Raw genomic sequence first — 21632 nt, forward strand, 5'->3', positions numbered from 1 at the left:
GAGCCCGTTACGCCTTCAGTGCTGCGTCAAACACGAGGCTGCACAGTAGCCGCATTCCTGGCGCGGGCCCAACGCCGGCCTCAAATGCTTCAAGCGCATGTTCGATATGATGGCGCACGGCTGCATGGGCGGCATCCAATCCCTCGACCCGGGCAAGGGTCGGCTTGCCGCCATCCTGGTTCTTGTCTTTTCCAGTGCCGGCAGCCGATGTGGCCTCCACATCCAGAATGTCATCGAGTGTCTGAAAAGCCAGGCCCAGATGATTGCCGAAGTCATCCAGATGCGTCAGCTGCTGATCCATATCCGGATGGCTGCCCGTGAGTGCACCAGCCTGGGCGGCAAGTGAGAAAAGGGCACCGGTTTTTCGGCGGTTGACAGTTTCAATGTCTGCAGGGCTGGCACCCGCCGCACCATTGACGTCATATTCCTGCCCACCGGCCAGCCCCTCCGGGCCGATTGCCTGCGTGAACAGGGTCGTCAGCTGAGTGCGATGCTCGGCGCTCATGCCATCAAGCCCGGCAATGATGCCATAGGCCTGATTCATGACCGAGATAGCAGCCAGAATGCCCGTTGCCTCGCCATAGACCCGGTGGTTCGTCGCGCGGCCCCGTCGTAGCTCGGCATTATCCATTGCAGGCAGATCATCGATCACCAGAGAGGCCGCATGGACCATCTCCACAGCACACCCGGCATCAAGGGCAGCGGCTTCATTGCCGCCGCATTGGCGCGCAACCAGTGCCGTAATCACCGGGCGCAAACGTTTGCCGGGAGACAGAACGCTATAGCGCATGGCCGCGTGAAGTTGCGATGGCGCACGGTCTTCAGGTGGCAAGAGGTCAGACAGGCGCCTCTCGACGCTGTCGCGAAGCGCAGTGATCAATGCAAGCGTGGCATCCTCATCACTGGTTGATGAGGTCACGGCGTCATCGGTCAAATCAAGATGTGACGTGGCGATCGACAAAGACGCTGCAGCTCCCAACAAATGACCGGCTCCAAACAACCTAACCCGGGAAAATCACAGATTTTCCTTACCCATCGGTCTTGTACGGTCCAGACAGGTGATCGGATTGCCGTGCTGAGATCAGGATAGGTCCCGCAAGACGGTCAACCATGAGTGTGACACGCAAAAACGGGCCTGTCTTGGCAAACAGGCCCGTTCAAACACACATGTTGAATGCGGCTTTAGAACATCAAATCCGCAAGCTTTTTGCGCTGGTAAGCGGCATCACCATGCTGGCTGTCGCCCCAAAAGGCACGACGGCGATAAAGCTGGGCATCACAGTCATAGGTGAAGCCAAACCCGCCATGAAACTGAATGGCCCGGTCAGCGGCAAAACTCATGGCAGTAGCTGCCTGCGCCTTGGCCATGCGGGTGGCGATTTCGCCTTCGCCCTGCTCGGAAAAACTGTGCGCCGCCGCATAGACATGGCTGCGCGCCTGCTCATAGGCAATCAACGCATCAACAGCAGGATGCTTGAGCGCCTGATAAGAGCCGATGAGCTTGCCGAACTGCTTGCGGGTCTTGAGATAGTCCACCGTATAATCGATGCAGCTGGCTGTGCCACCACACATCTCGGCAGCGACCAGAAGACTGGTCACAAGATCAATGTGGGCCAACGTTTGTGCTGCCGTAGCACCACTCAGCAACTGGTCTGCAGATACGCGAACCCCATCAAGCGTCACCTTGTAGGATCGGCGCGTTTCATCAATAACAACTTCGCGTGTCAGGGCATCAGCACCCAAAGCGTCCCTAGGCACGATGACCAATGCGGGCGCGCTGTCGAGGGAAACCGACACAAGCAGCCATGCGGCTGCAGCAGCATCAGCCGCAAGCACCTTGGTGCCCGACAAAACGAGATCATCGCCATCACGTTTTGCCGTGCAGGCTGCTTTGGTCAGATCCCAATCTCCGGAACCTTCCACGAGAGCCACGGCTGCCGGTGTACCTGCGCACAGGTCAGGCAGCAACGCATTCTTCTGAGCGTCCGTCCCGCCATGCAGCAGACCTTGGGCAGCGATGGTTGTTGAGAGGAACGGGCCACCCATCAGCGACCGGCCCATCTGTTCAACCACGGGCACCACCTCAGCGAGGCTCAAACCAACGCCGCCAAACTCTTCCGGTACCGCAATGGCAAGCCAGCCAAGCTCCGCCAGCTCGCTCCACACGGCCGGGTCATGACCGGTCTCGTCGTCAATCAATGCGCGCACCTTGTCGACAGGTGATTTTTCGCGGCAGAAGCGCTGGGCAACTTCCAGAAGTTCCGCCTGTTCATCGGAAAACCCGATGGATCCGTTGTTGCTGAATGTCATGTTCTAGAACCTGCGCTTCTTATGATTTCGGCAGGCCGAGCACATGCTCGCCCACAATATTATGCTGGATCTCGCTGGTGCCGCCGCCAATGGTGGCCGAGAATGAATTGAGATAGCCGCGCTGCCAGATGCCATGCTCGTGGGCATCAACGTCACCGACATAATAGGCGGCTCGTGTGCCCTGAAGACGGGTGGCGAACTCAGCCATATGCTGCATGAATTCGGTCGATGCGAGCTTTGACGACAGGGGAATGGACAAAGGCCGATCCTGATTGAGGGGCGCCAGTCCTGTCCGCGCAGATGACAGACGCAGCGAACGGCTCTGCATCAGGAGACCAACAAGCTCATCACGGATGAGCGGGTCCTCGATGGCAGGCTTGCCGTTGTAGTTGGCCGTCTTGGCCAGCTCCACCACTTCGGTGATGTCCGGATAGGTCATGACATATCCGCCGGGCTGACCGCCCCGCGCGCCACGCTCATATTCGAGCGTCCGCATGGCAACTTTCCAGCCTTCGCCTTCTTCACCCATCAGGCAGTCACCTGGAATGCGGGCGTCATTGAAGAAGGTCTGCGTGAAGCCATATTCGCCGGTCAGCTTGCGGATCGGCGTTGTTTCAATGCCCGGCGCATCCATGGGAGCCAGGAAGAAGGAAAGACCCTTGTACTTGGTCGGCGCGTCCGGATTGGTGCGGGCCAGCAGGATCATGTACTTGGCGAAATTGCCCTGTGTCGTCCAGATCTTGGAGCCATTGATGACCCAGTCATCACCATCACGCACAGCCTTGGTCTGGGCATTGCCAAGGTCCGAGCCATGGTCCGGTTCGGAGAACCCCTGACACCAGATATCTTCCGCAGACAGAATACTCTTGATGTAGCGCGCCCGCTCTTCGTCGGTGCCCATATCCAGGATCAATGGCCCCGCCCAGTTAAGGCCGATCGCGTTGAGCATGATCGGCCCGCCTGCGCGCCCCATCTCCTTGGTGGCAAGGTTCTGGAACACTTCAGGCAGGCCACGACCGCCATACTGCTCCGGCCAGTTGGCACCGAGATATCCCGCAGCCCAGACCTTGTTCTGCCATTCGCGCAGAAAATCAAACTGCTCCTGTGTGCCCACTTCCATGAAAGTCAGCGGCAGCATGAACCCGGGGTCCTTGGGTGTGTTCTCGGTGAACCATGCCCGCGCTTCATCGCGGTACTCGTCCAATTCGCGTTGGGTAGGATTGCTCACAATCATGTCTCCGTTACCAGGTATCAACAAAGGGACGGCGGCGCTCTCGGGACGCGGCTTCAACTGGCACCGTCTTGATGCCGTTGATGATCCATTTGCGCGTCTCAATCGGGTCTATCACCGCGTCGATTTCGTGAAGTGTCGAAACACTCAGTGCTTTGCCGTGCTCGTAATAGGCGGCAAGAAGTTTTTCAAACAGCGCGTCGCGCGCCTCAGGGCTCTCAGCAGCCGCCAGTTCCTTTGAGTAGCCAAGCCGCACAGCACCTTCCAGCCCCATGCCGCCATATTCACCGGTGGGCCACGAGATGAGGAACACCGGCGACGTAAAGCTCCCACCGGCCATGGCCTGCGCACCGAGCCCATAGCCTTTGCGCAGGCAGATCATGAAGAGCGGCACGGAAATGCTCGCACCCGTCACCAGCATTGATGACGCACGGCGCACAGTCGCCAGTTCCTCATGGTCCGGCCCGACCATGAAGCCCGGTGTGTCACAAAGTGAAAGCAACGGGATGCCGAATGCATCACACAGCTGCATGAAGCGTCCGGCCTTTTCAGATGCTTCCGCATCAATCGCTCCACCAAGATGGTGCGGGTCATTGGCAAATAGGCCGAACGGACGGCCTTCAATGCGCACAAGCGATGTAATCATCCCGCGCCCATACCCTTCACGCAGCTCAAGCACCGAGCCTTCATCCGCAATAAGAGAGATGGCATCACGCATGTTGTACACGCGCTTGCGGTCTTCCGGGATCACATGGCGAAGCTTGCGCTGGTCAGCGCAAGTCCAGTTGTCCGTGCGGCCCTGAAAGAACCCCAGCAACTGTTTCGCCTGCGCCACCGCATGGGCTTCATCGTCGGCCACAAGGTCAACAACACCGTTGTTGGCCTGCACATCAATGGGTCCGATTTCATCCGGCGCATAGGTACCAAGACCACCGCCTTCAATCATTGCCGGGCCGCCCATGCCAATGGCACTGGACTTGGTAGCGATCGTCACATCCGCACAGCCGAAAATGACAGCGTTGCCCGCAAAGCAGCGACCATTATTGATGGCAACACGTGGTGCAGCCCCTGAGGACGCTGCAAATGTCGCAAAGGTTTTTACGTCAAGCCCTGTCGCCGACACATTGCGTACATCCGTGTCGCCCGGGCGACCACCACCGCCTTCGGTGAAAAACATCACCGGCACATGCCATTTGTCGGCAAGCTCCAAGACGCGGTCGGTCTTCTTGTGATTGAAGTAGCCCTGCGTCCCCGCAAGCACGGTGTAGTCATAGGCAAGCACGGCAGCGCGACTTGTCGTTTCATCAAACGTATCGCCGTTGATGGCACCAAAGCCAGCCACCATGCCATCGCCCGGCGTATTGGCAATCAGGTCATCCAGCTCACGCCGGTTGCGCTGCGCGGCGAGCACCATCTGCCCGTATTCAAGAAAGCTATCGTCGTCACACAGGTCCGACACGTTTTCGCGCGCCGTGCGGAAGCCAAGCTTGTGACGTTTGGCGACGGCAGCCTGCCGCTCATGGTCCAGCGTCTTGTTGATCCGTGCATGCAGCTCGGCAAGGTCAGGCCGGATGTAATCAAGATCGACCTCAGCGCTCGACGCTTCCAACGCGCCGGCATCATCGGTCGGTTCGATGAAGAGGACAGCAGCCCCTTCATCAAGAACATGCCCGGGGTCGGCGGCCAGCAGACGAACTGTGCCCGCACGCGGCGCCGTTACACCGTGCTGCATCTTCATGGCTTCAAGCACGGCAACTTCCTGCCCTGCCGTCACCTGCTCACCTTCAGAAACCATGATGGAAACAAGCAACCCCTGAAGCGGCGCAGCAGCACCCACAGTGCCCTCCGGCGCGTCCATCTTGATAGCTGCCTGCGTGGCCCCGGCCTGCGTGGTCGAATCCGGTGCATCTGTCGCAACAGAACGAACACCTGCGTCCTGTGCAGCCGACGCAACCAGCGCTGCGCCATTGCGTTCAATGAGCCGCGTATCAACGCGCCAGTCCGACAGGTCTTCGCTCGCAAGCAAGGCGCGCAAAAAGGTCTGGTTGGTCTCAACGCCACCGATGGCGAATTCACCCACCGCACGATGCGCCTGGCGCATCAGACCCGACCAGTCCTGATCACCACGACGAATGATGAGCTTGGCCAGCAATGAATCAAATTGCGGATTGGTGGCGTATCCCGCAAAGCCATGGCTATCGACACGAATGCCCTGTCCGCCAGGTGCATCAAACCGTGTCAGGGTGCCGCCGGCGGGCCGCACCGCGCCGTCGGCTCCCATGCTCTCGGTGTTGACGCGCAGTTGAACCGCGGATGCTGTCGGCACCGGCAGTGCATCAAGTCCACAGTCAGCGACACTGCTGCCCGACGCCAGCTGGAATTGCAGCGCCACCAGATCAAGCCCGGTGACTTCTTCGGTTACCGTATGCTCCACCTGAATGCGCGGGTTGCATTCAATGAAGAAGAACGGCGCGTCGTCGCCCTCACCGGTCGCATCAAGCAGAAACTCAATGGTACCAAGGCCAAGATAGCTGGCGGCTCTGCCGAGTTTTACCGCCGCGTCCAGCATGCGCGCCCGAAGCGCCGGCGCGAGACGTGGCGCAGGCGCAAGCTCGATCAGCTTTTGATGACGTCGCTGTATGGTGCAATCGCGCTCCCACAGATGGGCAACGTTCTGACCGTCACCTGCGATCTGCACTTCGATGTGCCGCGCAGTTGGCAGGTAACGCTCCATGTAAAGCGAGCCATCGCCAAAGGCGCTAAGCGCTTCTGCGGAGGCCTGAGCAAATGCTGTGGCAATTTCATCCGTATCCTGAATGATGCGCATGCCGCGCCCACCGCCACCTGCAACGGCCTTGAAGATACCCGGCGCACCGTTGAGCGACGCAAAAAATGTCTTTGCCTCAGCCTCATCGGCCAGAACCGGAGACCCTTCGATCAGCGGAATGCCGTTTGCCTTGGCCAGATCGCGCGCCGCCACCTTGTCGCCAAGTTCTGACAACGTTTCGGGCTTGGGACCGATGAATACCAGTCCGGCATCAGCGCACGCAGCTGAAAGCTCGGCACTCTCAGCAAGCAGCCCATACCCTGGATGGATGCTGTCGCACTTCTCGGCTTTCGCAATTTCGATGATGGCCGACACGTCAAGATAGGCAGCAACGCCCGCCCCTTCGAGCTGAACTGCCTTATCCGCAATCTGGGTGTGCAGCGCCCCCGCATCGTCCGGCGAGTGGATGGCAACCGTTTCAATGCCGCGTGCCGCCGCAGTCCGCACAACGCGCACGGCGATTTCACCGCGATTGGCAATCAGGCACTTGTGATTCGAGGTCAAACTGGTGTCCCTGGCAGATTTTTTTGCTTTTTCGGGCCGCATACTGGCAGGGCTTGGCCACAATCGAAAGAGGCATTAGGCCCGGAATTCTGCGGGCTTCTCATAGGTCACCCGTAGCCAAGCCCTTGAAGGTGAACAGGGATCACACTACCTGACATCTTGTCAGTTGGGCAAAAATACTGTTCTCTCAGTCACAAAGCGACATATCCCCGACGTAAAGCCTCAAAAGTCGGCGCAATCAGGTGGACCACATGACACTTCAGGAAACTTCGATCACGGCCAAGCCGGAGCATATTGATGTGCTCATTATTGGTGCTGGCATATCCGGCGTCGGCGCTGGCTATCACCTCAAGGCCAATAGCCCAGGCAAGAGCTTTGCCATCCTCGAAGGCCGCGAGACCATGGGCGGCACCTGGGACCTGTTCAAATATCCCGGCATTCGCTCTGACTCAGACATGTACACGCTGGGCTACTCGTTCCGCCCCTGGACAGACCCAAAGGCCATTGCCGATGGCCCGTCGATCCTGAAATACGTCAAGGACACCGCGCGCGAACACGGCATCGACAAGCACATCCGCTTCTCACACAAGGTTATCAGCGCCGACTGGTCCACGCCGGACGCCCTGTGGCACATCAAGGCCGAACGCGGCCCGACGAAAGAACCCGTGAGTTTCACCGCCAACTTCCTCTTTATGTGCGGCGGCTACTACAATTACGACGAAGCTTTCACGCCGGAGTTTGAAGGCCGCGAAGACTTCAAGGGTCAGGTCATCCATCCGCAGTTCTGGCCGGAAGACATGGACTATACCGGCAAGAAAGTCGTGGTGATTGGCTCTGGTGCCACCGCAATGACGTTGGTGCCTTCCATGACGGACAAGGCGGAGCATGTGACCATGCTGCAGCGGACACCGACCTATGTGGTGTCGCGCCCCGGCACGGACGCGTTTGCGAATTTCATGCGCAAATACCTGCCCAGCAAGCTGGCCTACGGCATCACCCGGTGGAAGAACGTTCTCATGGGCATGTACTTCTACCGCATGTGCATGAAGCAGCCTGCCAAGGTGAAGGACTACCTGCTTGGCATGGTCCGCGAGGAACTGGGGGATGAAGAAGTGAAGAAGCACTTCACACCCACCTACAAACCATGGGACCAGCGTGTCTGCCTCGTGCCGGACAGCGACCTCTATGAAGCCCTGAAATCCGGCAAGGCATCGGCAGTGACCGATCACATTGATCGCTTCACGGAAAATGGCATCAAGCTCAAATCCGGTGAAACGCTGGATGCGGACATCATCGTCACGGCAACCGGGCTGAAGCTGCAGGTCTGGAACGGTCTTGATGTGTCTGTGGATGGCAAACTGATGACCGCCGCAGACACCATGGCCTACAAGGGCTTCATGTATTCCGGCATCCCCAATATGGCGTCATCCTTTGGCTACACGAACGCCTCATGGACGCTGAAATGTGACCTCACTTGCGAGTATGTCTGTCGCCTGCTGAACCACATGGATGCCAAGGGCCTGGATCAGGCAACACCAAGCTTTACCGAAGGTGATGTGGAAGTGGAGCCCTGGCTCGACCTCAAATCCGGCTACGTCCAGCGCGCCATGGAGAGTTTCCCCAAGCAGGGCTCCAAGACGCCGTGGAAGCTACATCAGAATTACGCAAAGGATCTGGTGATGCTGCGCTTTGGCAGCCTGGAAGACGACGGCATGGTGTTTTCAAAGAAGCCGGCAACCAAAACCGTTGCGGCTCCAGCAGCCATTGCCGCCGAATAACAGCCAACCAACTCTCAGAACGACAAGACCGCCGGGTACCCGCCCGGCGGTTTTTCTTTGGTGAAATGCATCAGGTGGATACCCTAGGCATCACGCATTTGCGCTAGAACAATGCCGAACACTCATCCCGCGACCAGAGTTGGCTCATGACCAAACACCACACGGACCCCGCTGCCCTCGCAGACGAGATTATCGCCGCAACTAACGGCGAAATTGTACTCGCCATGCCGCTGGGTCTGGGAAAAGCAAATGTCACCTGCAACGCGCTGTTCGCCCGGGCGATGCTAGACCCGTCGATTTCGCTGACCATCCTGACGGCCCTGACGCTGGAAAAACCCAATCCGGGAAATGAGCTCGAACGCAATTTCATCAAGCCGGTGATTGACCGCCTGTTCGGCGACTATCCCGAGTTGGACTATGTGCGCCCGCTGCGCAATGGCACGCTTCCTGACAACATCACGATTGTTGAATTCTTCTTCCTCGCGGGGAAATGGCTTTCCACACCCGCAGCGCAGCAGAACTACATTTCAGCCAACTACACACACGCGTTGGGCGCCATTCTTGATCGCAAGCCAAACGTCATGGCCCAGATCGTTGCGCGGCGTGAAACAGAGGGAGGTCCCAGAATATCCCTGAGCTGCAACCCGGACCTGACCGTTGATCTGCTCAACGCGCGTGATGAAGGCATCATCAGCCCCATCATGGTGGCAGAGGAAAACGAAAACCTGCCCTTCATGGGCGGCGATGCAGATTATCCCGAAGGTGAAGTCGACCATATGCTGACCGGTCAGACCTGGCCCCTGTTTGCACCACCACGCGAACCGGTAAGCCTGACTGACCATGCCATCGGACTTCAGATTGCTCGGTTGGTGCCAGACGGCGGCACGTTGCAGATCGGTATCGGTTCAATCGGTGACGCCGTGGCAGCCGGCCTGATCATGCGCCACAGCAAGAACGCGGATTTCAAAGAAGCAATCTCGAACCTTGAAGGGGCCACGATAAGCGGCCCCGCCCACATGGAACAGTTTGATCAGGGCTTGTTCGGCGCCAGCGAAATGTTTGTGCCTGCCTTCCTTGATCTGATCGAGGCGGATGTCCTCACGCGCGAAGTTGACGGTGTGTGTCTTCAGGCGGGCTTCTTCCTTGGCCCATCTGATTTCTATCAGCGCCTGCGCGACATGGATGAGACCCAGCGTGCGCGCATTGCCATGCGCCCCGTCTCCTACGTCAATGAACTCTACGGTCCCGAAGCAGAAAAACGCCGCGCCCGCACCAATGCCCGCTTCATCAACAGCGGCATGATGGCCACGCTTATGGGTGCCGTAGTTTCTGATGGCCTTGAAGATGGGCGCGTCGTCTCAGGCGTTGGCGGCCAGTATAATTTTGTGGCGCAAGCCTTTGCACTGGAAGGGGCGCGATCCGTGATTGCCATACGCGCAACCCGAGAAGGGTCGAACGGCGCGGAGAGTAACATTCGCTGGTCCTACGGACACACGACCATTCCCCGCCACCTGCGCGACATCGTGGTGACCGAATATGGCGTTGCCGACCTGCGCGGAAAATCGGACGCACAAGTCATCGTGGCCATGTTGGAAATCAGCGACAGCCGCTTCCAGCCAGATCTCATGGCGCAGGCCAAGAAGGCAGGCAAGCTGCAGGCCGATTACACCATTCCCGAGCACGCCATTGAGAATACGCCGGAGGGACTTGCACGCAGGCTCAAGACAACATCAGCCAAGGGTGACCTACCGGCCTTCCCGTTTGGCTCGGACTTCACGGAAGTCGAACAGCGACTCATTCCAGCCTTGGGCACGATGCGCGAAGCATCCGCTTCTCCCCTTGCAGCGCTCAAGCTTGCACTGTCAGGCCGTGGCGCCGGATCAGCAGAAGAGAACGAAGCCTTGGCGCGAATGAAACTGGATGCACCAACCAACATGCGTCAGCGTCTCTACGCCGCCTTGCTGCGCGGCGCTCTGCGGAAGACCGTCGCAGCCTAGCTCACACCCTAGTCCAGCGTGCGCTGATATCGCATCACAGCGAGGATACCGACGGCCACTGTGAAAAGGCAGATAGCGGCAAACGGCATCTGTATGTCTGAAAAGTCTGCACCCTTCAGCATGATGCCACGCGCAATGCGCAGGAAGTGAGTGAGCGGCAAGCCTTCACCAATGATCTGTGCCCAGTCCGGCATGCCGCGAAAGGGAAACATGAAACCGGAGAGCAGGATCGACGGAAGAAAGAAAAAGAATGTGAGCTGCATCGCCTGCATCTGCGACTGGGCAAAGGTCGAGAACATGAAGCCCAGCGCCAGATTGGCGATGATGAACAGCATGATGCCCACAAGCAGAAGCGGCAACGAGCCGGCAAACGGTACGCCGAACACATACTTGGCCGCAACGAGCACAATGACCGTCTGCACCGCCCCCACAGCCACGTAAGGCCCGATCTTGCCGATCATCACTTCATAGGGTTTGGCCGGCATGGCTAGCAGGTTTTCCATGGTGCCCCGCTCTCCTTCGCGGGTCATGGCGATGGATGTAATCATCACCGACGTCATGGTGAGGATCACCCCCAACAGACCAGGCACGATGTTGTATTGCGTGAGGCCTTCGGGGTTATAGCGCGCATGGACAATCACCTCGACCGGCGCAGGCCCCTGTTTCAAATGCGCAAGCGCGCCCTTGAGGTCGTGGCGTAGCGCAAGATTCACAATCTCGTTTGCGCGGCCCACCGCATTTGAAGAAGCCGACGGATCTGATGCATCAGCCTCGATCAACAATTGAGGCCGGTCGCCACGAACAAGCCGCTCTGTGAAGCCTGCAGGAAACGTGACGACAAAAGCCACGTCACCGCGCCTGAGAAGATCGGCTGCCTGCTGATGGTCTTCGACCTGCTCGACAAAGTCATAGTATCCCGATGTCTCCATAGCGGTGAGGATGGTGCGGACGATCGGTGTCTGCTCTTCAACCAATGCGGCAGCGGGTAGATCCTTTGGGTCCAGATTGATGGCATAGCCGAATAGGACAAGCTGCATGATCGGCACGCCCAGCATCATGGCCAGGGTCAGCCGGTCACGGCGCATCTGGATCATCTCCTTGAGGAAGATGGCGGCGATGCGTGCATAAGCTGATGCGGAAGACGTGAGGCCCAGGAACCTCATGAGTGCACCCGCAGGTCGCCGCCAGTGCGCGACATCAGTGCGATGAACGCGTCTTCTAGGCCGGGTGCCACCTCCTCCCAGGTTGCCGTTGACGGGTCCACCGTCGCGATCGCTCGCTCGAGTGCCGCACGGTCCTGCCCGCTGACGTGCAGCGCCGCACCGAAATAGGCGGCGTGTTCGACACCAGGCTGAGACTCAAGATAGGCCGACAGCGGACGCACATCATTGCCAACACCACGGAATGTGATCAGTCCGGATTTCGCAATCACGTCACTGACCCGTCCTTCAGTGATGAGTTTGCCGTAGGCAAGGTAGACGATGCGATCACAGCGCTCGGCTTCATCCATGTAGTGCGTTGAAACCAGTACCGTCAGGCCAGCCGACGACAACCGGTGGATTTCATCCCAGAAGTCACGGCGTGCCTGCGGGTCAACACCGGCCGTCGGTTCGTCCAGAAGCAAGAGTTGTGGTTGGTGCATGGTCACTGCACCAAGGGCCAGCCGCTGTTTCCAACCACCAGACAGGGCGCCAGCCAATTGATGCTGCCGATCCGCCAAACCAAGCGTTTCCAGGGTGCGGTCTACCTGCTCTGACAAACGGTCGAGTTCATAGAGCCGCGCAACGAATTCAAGGTTTTCGCGAATGGTGAGATCACCCCAGAAGGAAAACTTCTGGGTCATGTACCCCGTGCGTCGCTTGATGGCCGCACTTTCGCTCAGGATGTCAAAGCCCAGCGCCCGTCCCGCACCTTCGGTCGGGTCGAGCAGGCCGCAGATCATGCGAATGGTTGTGGTCTTGCCGGAGCCGTTGGGCCCAAGAAACCCCCAGACCTGACCACGCGGCATCTGGATATCCACACCATCCACCGCCGTCTTGTCGCCAAAGCGTTTGACCAGACCGCGAACATCTATCGCCAGATCGTTTTGTGAGGTCACGTTCATGGCACCCTCACATCAACTGGTTGCCCCGGACGCAGGGCCGAGCCGTCCAGTGGTTTTGCTTCCACAAGAAACACCAATGTGTCACGCGACTCTTCGCTGTAGATCACCGGCGGTGTGAACTCGGCTTCACGCGCAATGTGCGTGATACGCGCCGCAACAGTCTGATCAAGAGCATCTGCTGAAATTGATACCGCACCATCATGCTGCACATGCGCTAGATGCCTTTGAGGCACAAAGAAACGAACCTTGAGACCATCAGCAGGCAGGACCGCTGCCACGGGCGTACCAGCGGATACAAACTCGCCTGTCCTATTGAATACTTCTTCTACGGTTCCCGAGGTCTTCGACAGCACATTGCGCTCAGTGAGATGCCACTGAGCCTGGGTCAGGGCGTCCGAAGCTGCGTCGCGTGCCGCTGCTGCCGCATCAACCGTGTCATCGCGTGCAGCCAGTTTTGCGGTTTCCAGATTTGCCGTCGCCGTATTCATCCGGGCAAGCGCAACACCGTAGCGTGCCGTTGCCTCGTCACCGCGCGCTGCGGCAGCGACACCGCGCTGGACCAACGCCAATGAGCGGTCGCGCTCGGACCGCGCCAGTCGCAAATCCGCATTTGCTTCGGCAAGTTGCGCTTCGAAGGCCCTCATTTCCTGCGAGCGAACCCCTTTTTCAAGATCTGCTAATTGCGCAGTTGCCTGTTCCAACCTTGCTTTTGCTTCCGCAACGGCAGCGGTTTGCAGGCCATTGTCCAACTCGAACACCAGATCGCCAGTTGAAACAGTCTGCCCTTCTGACAAGGGCACGTCCGTCAGCCATCCCGACGCGGGAGCCGCGACATACACCAGCTGAGCTTCGACATATCCCGTGTAAATGCGACCGTCTGACTCCTGTCCGCAAGCCACCAGCGCGAGAGGCACACAAAGCACCAAGGCCATTCGATGAAAGAGTGTGGTCATGCGCTAACCTCCTCAATGACACCGAGGGCGCGCTTGAGATGCGTCACATGCATGGCCATCAGGGCATCAATATCGACGCGCGCTTCGGGGACAGTTTCAAACACAACGCTCCACAAAGCGGAAAACGCGATGGGTGCCGCCACGAGCCTCGCGGCGAGTGCCGGATCACCCACCTCTATTTCTCCGGCTGCTTTGGCGCGGGCCAGGAGCCCCGTCACACCACCCAGCAGTCGGTCCAGCACATCTTCACGGTAGGACTGAACAATTTCGGGAAACATGCCGGACTCGGAGATGAGTAGCTTGATGATCCGGGGCAGAGCTGTTTCGCGGATCAGGTGCGGGACAAACAGGCCAATACCATCCAGCGCCTCGCCAACGGAGGGCGCGTCGCGCATCAGGTTTTCGATGTGTTCAACTTTTGGAAGCGCGACGTTTCGCAGGACGGCTTCGAACAGATCTTCCTTCGACGAGAAGTAGAGGTAGACGGTGCCCTTGGAGAGAGAAGCCGCCCGCGCAATGTCGTCCATGCGCGCCGCCGCAAAACTCTTCTCCACAAAGACTTCCAGAGCAGCTGAAAGCAGGGCCTGCCGTCGTTCGTCTTTCGCATCATCTGTCCGCGCCCGTTGCATGAAGCTCTCACATTAAATAACTGACCAGTCAGTTATTTAATACATCGAACGCCGCATATCAAGCCGCAACATGTCTAATCGAAGGTTTGTCGCAGAAATCCTGGATTTTTGGGGAGGTTTAGCGCTTGTCTTTCTGGCTTTCAGCAATGGCGCTATGGACAAAACTCACACATACCGAGCCATCACCCACAGCCGAGGCCACCCGTTTGATGGACCCCGAGCGGATATCACCGACAGCAAAGACCCCGGGACAACTCGTCTCCAGATGGAAGGGCTTTCGCGCTAAAGGCCAGTTAGCAGTTTCAAGGTGTTCTGCAGTCAGCGTATCGCCCGTGCGGACAAATCCCTTCTCATCGCGGATGATCCTGTCCTCCAGAAAATCTGACGCCGGTTTTGCACCAATGAACAAGAACAGGTGCGTTGCATCCATTGCTGTGTCTTCACCACTTTGGTTGTTGCGCACGTGAATGCGTTCCACGCCACTCTCACCCTCAAGGCGTTGCACCTCTGTATGCACAACGAGCTCGATGTTCGGCGTGCTCTCTATCCGCCGGATGAGATATTGCGACATGGTATCTGCCAGGTTGTCCCGGCGGATCAGAATCGACACCTTGCGGGCACGGCCCGAGAGATAGACCGCCGCCTGTCCGGCCGAGTTTCCGCCGCCGACAATCACCACATGCTGATCCCGGCACATCATCCCCTGGATATGGCTGGCTCCGTAATGAACACCGACGCCTTCGAATTTCTCAAGTCCCTCAATGTCCGGCTGCCGGTAAATAGCGCCAGACGCAATTACAACAGCACGCGCCTTCAATTGGCCACCGCAATCAAGCGTGAGGTGATGGAAGGGTGACCCGCAGGTCAATGCCGCGGCTTCCTGCGCCACGGCCACTTCGGCACCGAACTTTTGCGCCTGCAGGAATCCTCGCCCGGTAAGCGCCTGACCGGAAATGCCGGTGGGAAACCCAAGATAGTTTTCAATGCGCGACGATGACCCCGCCTGACCGCCAATGGCGCATTTTTCAAGCACCACAACATCTAGCCCCTCGGACGCGGAATACACTGCAGCGGCAAGGCCAGCAGGACCACCGCCAATAACAGCGACATCAAAGGACGCGTCAGCCGGCAACTCCGCAGTCAGCCCCAGGCAATCAGCCACTTCCTTGATGGTTGGCTGAGACAGCCGTGTATGCCCACAGATCACCAGCGGCTTCGGACAGGTTTCTGCATCAAGCGCCTTGCGCCTGCCGGCCTCCGCGTCGGCTGACGCATCAACCACCGCATAGGGAACAGCATTGCGTGACAGAAACTCGCGTATGCCGGCAGCTTGCTTGTCGGTCTCGTCACCCACAATGATGATATCACCCAGATGCTTGGAAATCATATTCATCCGTCTAAGGATGAATGCTTGCAGGATCTTCTCGCCCAGCTCAGCTTCCACAGCCAGAAGATCGCGCAATAGCTCATTCGACACTTTGACCGCACGCAGATCAGATTTCGCTGCACCGGCAACAAAGGCACCCCGCCCGGTCATCGTGACGGTTTCACCGCTGAAGCCGCCACGCTCATGGGTATAGACAATGTGCTCGCCCGCTTCGTCGCGGCGCAGGATATCCATCTGCCCATCCAGCACGAGATAGAAGGCGACGTTCCGCTCACCGACTTCCCAAAGGCGCGTTCCTGCCGATACCAAGACCTCATCGCCATAGGTCAGCACCTTTTTGGTCTCGTCATCGCTCAGGCGCGGATAAAGCTCGTCCATCCGTCCTTCGACACCAGCCGCCCATGGCGGCGCATCAGGAGCAGGAGAGGGGGTGGTTACAACCTTGTGTGAGACATCGGTCACAAAATTCTGCCTGTTCTTGAGAAAAGTCGGAAAAACTCCCGAAAATCAGGGAAGTCTCCGGACAGGGTTTCAGCGAAAACACTCGTAATACGTGCATTACAAAGTGCCAGAGCACAGATTGTTAACGCCCCCTCGCTACCATGGAAGGGAAAAATCACGTCCAGGTGCCGGGCCCTCGCAAAGGCCGAGTGCGGGCATCGTTGCTGAAACCATTACTGTCGACCATCGACAACAAAAAGAGCGACAAATGTCCAATCCGTCTCTTATCGACTTCCTCGCCAGCAAAAATTCTGAAAGCGCCGCGCAAGACGATCTTGTGACACGCGCCCTTGAGACAGTACGCCAGCATCTGGAGATGGATGTCGCCTACGTATCAGAAATCGTCGACAACAAATCCGTCTTTCGCAAAGTGGATGCCCCCGGCCTCGAGGAACTGATCAAACCCGGCGACGAAAAATCGCTGGACGATGTCTATTGCAAACACATTCTGGAAGGCCGCCTGCCCGAGTTGATGCCAGACACATCCAAGGAACCGTTTGCAGCCAACATGCCGGTGACTGAGATGATCGGCGCCCATGTCAGCGTGCCGCTGCGCCGCGACAACGGACAGGTGTATGGGATGTTCTGCTGCTTCAGCGCCGAACCAAAAGAACACCTCAACGAACGCGACCTGAACATCACACGCGCTTTTGCGGGCCTGGTTGCCGAGAAGATCGGCGCGGACCTCAAACATTCTGAAGATTATGATGAAAAGCGCACACGCATTGAACACACAATAGCAAACAACGAGATGTCTCTTGTTTTCCAGCCGATTGTGGATCTCTCAACGAACCAGCCCATTGGCTTTGAAAGCCTGGCCCGCTTCTCAGGCCAGCCGCAGCGTCCGCCAAATGAGTGGTTTGACGAAGCCAATGAAGTGGGCTTGGGCATCGATCTGGAGTTACGTGCCATACGGACCGCACTTGAAGAAGCTGCATCTTTGCCAGATGGCATCTCCGTCTCCGTAAATGCCTCGCCGTTTGTGGTGGTGGACCCACGGTTCGGTGATGTGTTTGACGGTCTTGATCTCACAGACATCGTTGTCGAAATCACAGAGCATGCTCAGGTGGAAGACTATGGTGCACTGGGCCGTGCATTGAAGCCCTTGCGCAATCGCGGGCTGCGCCTTGCAATCGACGATGCAGGCGGCGGCTATGCAGGTCTGCAATACATGCTGCTTCTCCACCCTGACATCATTAAGCTGGACATCTCGCTTACCAGCAACGTGCACACCAACGCTGCAAAGTCGTCCCTGGCGTCAGCGCTTGTCTTGTTTGCAAGCCAGACCGGCGCCGCGATTATCGCCGAGGGTATTGAGACACAAGAAGAGCTGAACGCCCTCAAGATGCTTGGCGTGCACCGTGGTCAGGGGTATCTGCTTGGTCGCCCAGCCGCGTTGGTGGATGCGCTGGAGATGCTGCCGGCAGATGACAAGTCCGCGGAGCTCGGTCGCACTGCCTGAGGCAATCAGTCGATGATGCGACGGCAGGCCTTCGCGAGCATACTGCCCAGCTGTGGATTATAGGCAGGAAAGAGATGTGCCTCGATGGCCTCCAGCTCCATCAGCAGCAACTGACCTTGATGCGGCACCACATCAACGCGGGTAGCGATGGCCGGTCCGGGCATCACCTCAAGGAATGCGCGACACGCTTCAATCTCCCCTGAAGGAGGGTGATACGCTTCATCCGCCCCCCCGTGATGGGTATGGATCAGGTAGTTTCCATCGGCGGGTCGCTTGCGTAGGGCGTGAGAGAACTCACGCTCGACGAACACGAACGACAACTCTCCTTGATCCAGAATGCCGGACATGAACGGCTGGGCGAAATGGGTGTCAGGCACCAGGTCCAGGCCATCTTCATCACGCGTCACCCGACGCATATCAAACCCTCCGCCGCCATAAAGTGGCTTGAGCACAATCTCAGGCGTGCCCAAGCGCGCGCGCAAGTCATCCACGGTGGTATCCGGACCATCCACAAAAGCACTGGGAATAACCGGAAGGCCCTTGGCCTCCAACTCTTCCAGATACCGCTTGTTCATGTTCCAGAAAATTGTCTGCGGATCATTCATCACAGGGGCATATGCAGCAGCCCGGGATAGAAAAGCTGCGAACGCGTTCGGCTTTTCTTTGTAGTTCCATGTTGTGCGCACAAAGTAGAGATCAAAGTCCGCTGTCGAAGGATCAACCTGCTCCCAGTCCACTTCGATCAGTTCAAGCCCCACCGCTGCGAAGGCCGGCGCAAAAGCATCCAGCTCCATGTCATGCTCGAACGCATCCGGCCACTTGTCCGGCGACGTTGTCAGATTGTGTTTGCAGGCAAGAAAAGCGATCTTTCGGGAGGCAGGCATAGGACACCGACACAACTGGAGTTCGACACAAAGCGGGGTAACCAGCATAGCCTTCCATGCTGACCCCGCGACCACTTTCCCAAGAGCACAAGATGAGCTTGAAAGACACGGTTGCCGCCTGGGACGGAAAATCCGTCAAGGCCATTGCGGAGATCTATGACGTCAACAAGACAGATCTCACCTTCGGCTCACGGCTGATCCGATCGCTAGGTGACCCTGAATGCGAACGTGGCATCACGTGGCTGATCAAACACCACCTCGAACTGGGGTGGCTGCCTCAGTCCACAGATGAAACATCAGCGGTGCTGAACGCGCTGCCGCACACGACCCATTGGGAGGCTCGTCTTCATGTGCTGCAGTGTCTTCCCTACCTCACCATTCCATTGGATCAGGTCAAACCGGTGCAGGGACATCTGCAGAACGCAATCCTTGATGACGCAAAGTTCGTCCGCGCCTGGGCGTATCACGGCCTTCATGTGCTGGCCTCGCAACACCCCGACTTTCAGGAAACTGCAGGTGACATTCTGAAGAAAGCACGGGAAACAGAAGCAGCCGCATCAGCGAAGGTCAAAATTCGTCATGCTCTCAAGGCATTGGGCATTGATTAAGACAATAATGCTTAGCTACCAGCGTAACTGTATCCCACCTGGCACGGCGAAATGCTCAGTCTGCTCAAGACTAAATACTGGCCTGAGACACGCGAAGGTGCGGAGCTTCGGGTTGCATCGGAGCGGACATTTGCGACGTTCTGCGTACTCGCCGGCATTTCGGGCACACTCGTCTCAATAACCAACATCCCCTACCTGGCCATTCACCCGGTCCAGGTTGCACTTGGTCAGGCGATCGCTATTGGATTTCTGCTCGGGCCGACACTCATCAACGGGCACCCTTCCTTCGGCAGACGCGTCAGGTTGGCAGGCTATGGCGCCATGACGCTGTTCATCACACTGTCCCTTAGCCTGGGCATCCTGATCTCATCTACCAACCTGTTGCTCCTCCCGGCCATTGCTGCTTTCACGCTCATTCAGGGCTGGCGATTTGGACTTCTCACCACTGCAGTTTCCTGCGGCGCATTTGTGTTTGGCTATGTGAACGAAACCACTGGCACTACGGGCCACGACCCTGACCCTGCCTTTCTTGTGAGCTTGATCTGCGGCGCGGTCATCTTGTTTCTAGGCAGCACGATCTACCGCCGCGAAATGCAACGCGCTGCAGACCGTATTGAGGCCGAGCGTGAGCGCGCCCTGGAAGCCGACAAGGCCAAATCAGAATTCCTGGCGATGATGAGCCACGAAATTCGCACCCCCATGAACGGCGTGATTGGCATGCTGCAATTGCTGACCATGTCGAAGATGCCAGAAGCAGATCAAGAACACGCCGAGATTGCCTTGCACTCGGCACACTCACTGCTGTCCATCCTCAATGACATACTCGACTACTCCAAGAATGAAGCTGGCGGCCTCGAAATCAAATGCGTGCCCTTTGATCCGGCGGAGCTGGCACGCGAGGTTACAGACCTCTTTCGCCCGCTGGCATCAGCAAAACAGGTGGTCATAAATCTGCATGGATCGGACGGATTGCCAGCGCGTGTCATGAGTGACCGCGACCGGATTCGGCAGGTCCTGTCCAACCTGATCAGCAACGCCGTCAAGTTTACGGACGCAGGGTCTGTGGACGTGTTCATCAAACACGCCCGCAATATGGATGGTGGTTGCCTTCAGGTTGAGGTACACGACACAGGCATCGGCATTCCTGACAACCAGGCTGACACCGTGTTTGATCGCTTCAAACAGGTTGAGACCAGCAATACCCGTCGCCATGGTGGAACCGGTCTTGGTCTCGCGATTTGCCGTCAGATCACCGAGCACATGAACGGCACAATCAGCCTTGAAAGAAATGCCGGTGGAGGCTGCTGCTTCTGCTTTGACATCCCCTGCCCGGCTGCAGCGGGTAGCGCGCACCCCTCAACAGACGAACCCGGAACCCTGATTGGCCAGACAGGCTGACCTGACAGCCAATGACAGGTAGGGCAGCCTACTCGGCCGCCTGCTTGCCTTCACGATCCCGCAGGAAGCGATACAGCTGCGCATCCCAATGGCTGGTGGCCGACAGCTTGGCCCGCTTGGTCCACGGCTCGAAGCGAGGTGCCCGTACACCTTCAGGATGATCGCCCAGCACCGTGACACGCTGAATGACCCGCTCACCCACAAAATCATTGATGACAAAATGCTGGGTCACCCGGTTGTCCCACATGCCGATCATGCCTTGTGACCAGTTGATGCGCGCGGTGAAACGCGGGTTTTGAACCCAGCGGGTGAGGAAGGCGAGGAGCGCTTCACTCTCGAATGCATTCATCTCGACAATACGCCGCGTGAAATGCTCGTTGACGTAAAGCGCTTTTTCTCGGGTCTCAGGATGCAACCGCACCACCGGATGAATGGCCATCGCGTCGCGATTGCCATGCGGCCGCGCATCATGGAGCGCCGTCAGCCCTTCCAGCATTTCCTGCATCGGTTCGGAGAGGTCGTTATAGGCGGCAATGAGATTGGTCCACATGGTGTCACCGCCCGCCTCAGGACACGTCACCATGTTGAGGATCGACATCAGGGGGGGCGAGTCGGTGAACGTCAGATCCGTATGCCACTCATCCGCAATGCCACCTTCACTGGCTGCCAGCTCAAAGATGTGGGGGTCGGGTGCATCAGGCTTGGCGAGGTTCGGATGTGCCCCTTCAAGCTCGCCAAATTTCTGCCCAAGGGCGACATGCTGTGCCGGCGTCAGGTTCTGGTTTGGAAAAACAAGAACCTTGCGCTCCGTCAGCAGTGACTTGACCGCATCCACATCACTTTGGCCCGCCTCCGCCAGATTGATTCCGGACACCGAAGCCCCCAGTGATCCTGCCAGCGGACGGACGTCCAATGTTGCACTCATTTCCTGCCCCTTACGTTCCTGGGATTCATCGCGTCCCTTGATCGCCATTATTCAACGGAAGCGGTCACAAGACCAGCATCCGCCACACTTGACACCAACACAACTATTGGCACAAATAATGCCAATACAAGGGT

At 57.9% G+C, this 21632-nt stretch carries 16 protein-coding genes; 5 read left to right on the forward strand and 11 right to left on the reverse strand.

The annotated features are described in order from the left end of the window. Positions 1-7 precede the first annotated feature (7 nt). The 4 genes from BN1012_RS14005 to BN1012_RS14020 all read right to left on the reverse strand — a co-directional run bounded on the left by BN1012_RS14005 (position 8) and on the right by BN1012_RS14020 (position 6914). Positions 8-961: a polyprenyl synthetase family protein gene (locus BN1012_RS14005; protein WP_052535379.1), complete on the reverse strand. Its 954-nt coding sequence runs from the start codon at positions 959-961 to the stop codon at positions 8-10. Between the two features lie 221 nt (positions 962-1182). Continuing rightward, positions 1183-2310 (reverse strand): acyl-CoA dehydrogenase family protein, encoded by a 1128-nt coding sequence (locus BN1012_RS14010; protein ID WP_043950075.1) that lies wholly within the window; start codon positions 2308-2310, stop codon positions 1183-1185. A 19-nt stretch (positions 2311-2329) separates the two neighbouring features. Further along, on the reverse strand, positions 2330-3538 hold the full coding sequence (locus BN1012_RS14015) for an acyl-CoA dehydrogenase family protein (protein WP_197538309.1): 1209 nt from the start codon (positions 3536-3538) through the stop codon (positions 2330-2332). Between the two features lie 13 nt (positions 3539-3551). Beyond that, positions 3552-6914 (reverse strand): acetyl-CoA carboxylase family protein, encoded by a 3363-nt coding sequence (locus BN1012_RS14020; RefSeq protein ID WP_043950077.1) that lies wholly within the window; start codon positions 6912-6914, stop codon positions 3552-3554. 209 nt (positions 6915-7123) lie between these two features. Here BN1012_RS14020 and BN1012_RS14025 point away from each other — a divergent pair, with 209 nt between their 5' ends. Continuing rightward, a complete protein-coding gene (locus tag BN1012_RS14025) occupies positions 7124-8650 on the forward strand; it encodes a flavin-containing monooxygenase (RefSeq protein WP_043951134.1) in 1527 nt (508 codons plus the stop codon). Positions 8651-8796: 146 nt separating this feature from the next. Then, positions 8797-10647: an acetyl-CoA hydrolase/transferase C-terminal domain-containing protein gene (locus BN1012_RS14030; protein ID WP_043950078.1), complete on the forward strand. Its 1851-nt coding sequence runs from the start codon at positions 8797-8799 to the stop codon at positions 10645-10647. Between the two features lie 8 nt (positions 10648-10655). On the opposite strand, the gene BN1012_RS14035 is transcribed toward BN1012_RS14030, so the two are convergent. From BN1012_RS14035 to BN1012_RS14055, 5 genes are all read right to left on the reverse strand, one after another. Next, positions 10656-11810, reverse strand: coding sequence for an ABC transporter permease (locus BN1012_RS14035; RefSeq protein ID WP_081826418.1), 1155 nt, complete (start codon positions 11808-11810; stop codon positions 10656-10658). Continuing rightward, positions 11807-12751 carry an ABC transporter ATP-binding protein gene (locus tag BN1012_RS14040; RefSeq protein WP_043950079.1) on the reverse strand — a complete coding sequence of 315 codons (945 nt, stop codon included), beginning with the start codon at positions 12749-12751 and terminating at the stop codon, positions 11807-11809. Before BN1012_RS14040 ends, BN1012_RS14035 begins: the two co-directional genes overlap by 4 nt. Further along, a complete protein-coding gene (locus tag BN1012_RS14045) occupies positions 12748-13704 on the reverse strand; it encodes an HlyD family secretion protein (RefSeq protein WP_081826419.1) in 957 nt (318 codons plus the stop codon). The genes BN1012_RS14040 and BN1012_RS14045 overlap by 4 nt, the downstream gene beginning before the upstream one ends. Next, positions 13701-14333, reverse strand: a complete 633-nt coding sequence (locus tag BN1012_RS14050) for a TetR/AcrR family transcriptional regulator (protein ID WP_043950081.1) — start codon at positions 14331-14333, stop codon at positions 13701-13703. The genes BN1012_RS14045 and BN1012_RS14050 overlap by 4 nt, the downstream gene beginning before the upstream one ends. 118 nt (positions 14334-14451) lie before the next feature. Next, a complete protein-coding gene (locus tag BN1012_RS14055) occupies positions 14452-16182 on the reverse strand; it encodes an FAD-dependent oxidoreductase (protein WP_052535381.1) in 1731 nt (576 codons plus the stop codon). Positions 16183-16429: 247 nt separating this feature from the next. Between BN1012_RS14055 and BN1012_RS14060 the strand changes: the two genes are divergently transcribed. Next, complete coding sequence (locus BN1012_RS14060) at positions 16430-17683, forward strand: sensor domain-containing phosphodiesterase (RefSeq protein ID WP_052535384.1); 1254 nt, start codon at positions 16430-16432, stop codon at positions 17681-17683. A 5-nt stretch (positions 17684-17688) separates the two neighbouring features. On the opposite strand, the gene BN1012_RS14065 is transcribed toward BN1012_RS14060, so the two are convergent. After that, entirely contained in the window at positions 17689-18567 is an 879-nt protein-coding gene (locus tag BN1012_RS14065; protein WP_043950082.1) for an ATP-grasp domain-containing protein, read from the reverse strand. 92 nt (positions 18568-18659) lie between these two features. Between BN1012_RS14065 and BN1012_RS14070 the strand changes: the two genes are divergently transcribed. Then, positions 18660-19175 (forward strand): hypothetical protein, encoded by a 516-nt coding sequence (locus tag BN1012_RS14070; protein WP_043950083.1) that lies wholly within the window; start codon positions 18660-18662, stop codon positions 19173-19175. Positions 19176-19226: 51 nt separating this feature from the next. Then, positions 19227-20573 carry a sensor histidine kinase gene (locus BN1012_RS17095; protein WP_052535385.1) on the forward strand — a complete coding sequence of 449 codons (1347 nt, stop codon included), beginning with the start codon at positions 19227-19229 and terminating at the stop codon, positions 20571-20573. A gap of 28 nt (positions 20574-20601) precedes the next feature. Here the strand turns inward: BN1012_RS17095 and BN1012_RS14080 are convergent, their stop codons facing one another. Continuing rightward, entirely contained in the window at positions 20602-21498 is an 897-nt protein-coding gene (locus BN1012_RS14080) for a TauD/TfdA dioxygenase family protein (protein WP_171815981.1), read from the reverse strand. Between the last annotated feature and the right edge of the window lie 134 nt (positions 21499-21632).

Origin of the sequence: Candidatus Phaeomarinobacter ectocarpi (assembly GCF_000689395.1) — a bacterium.
Lineage (GTDB): Bacteria > Pseudomonadota > Alphaproteobacteria > CGMCC-115125 > CGMCC-115125 > Pyruvatibacter > Pyruvatibacter ectocarpi.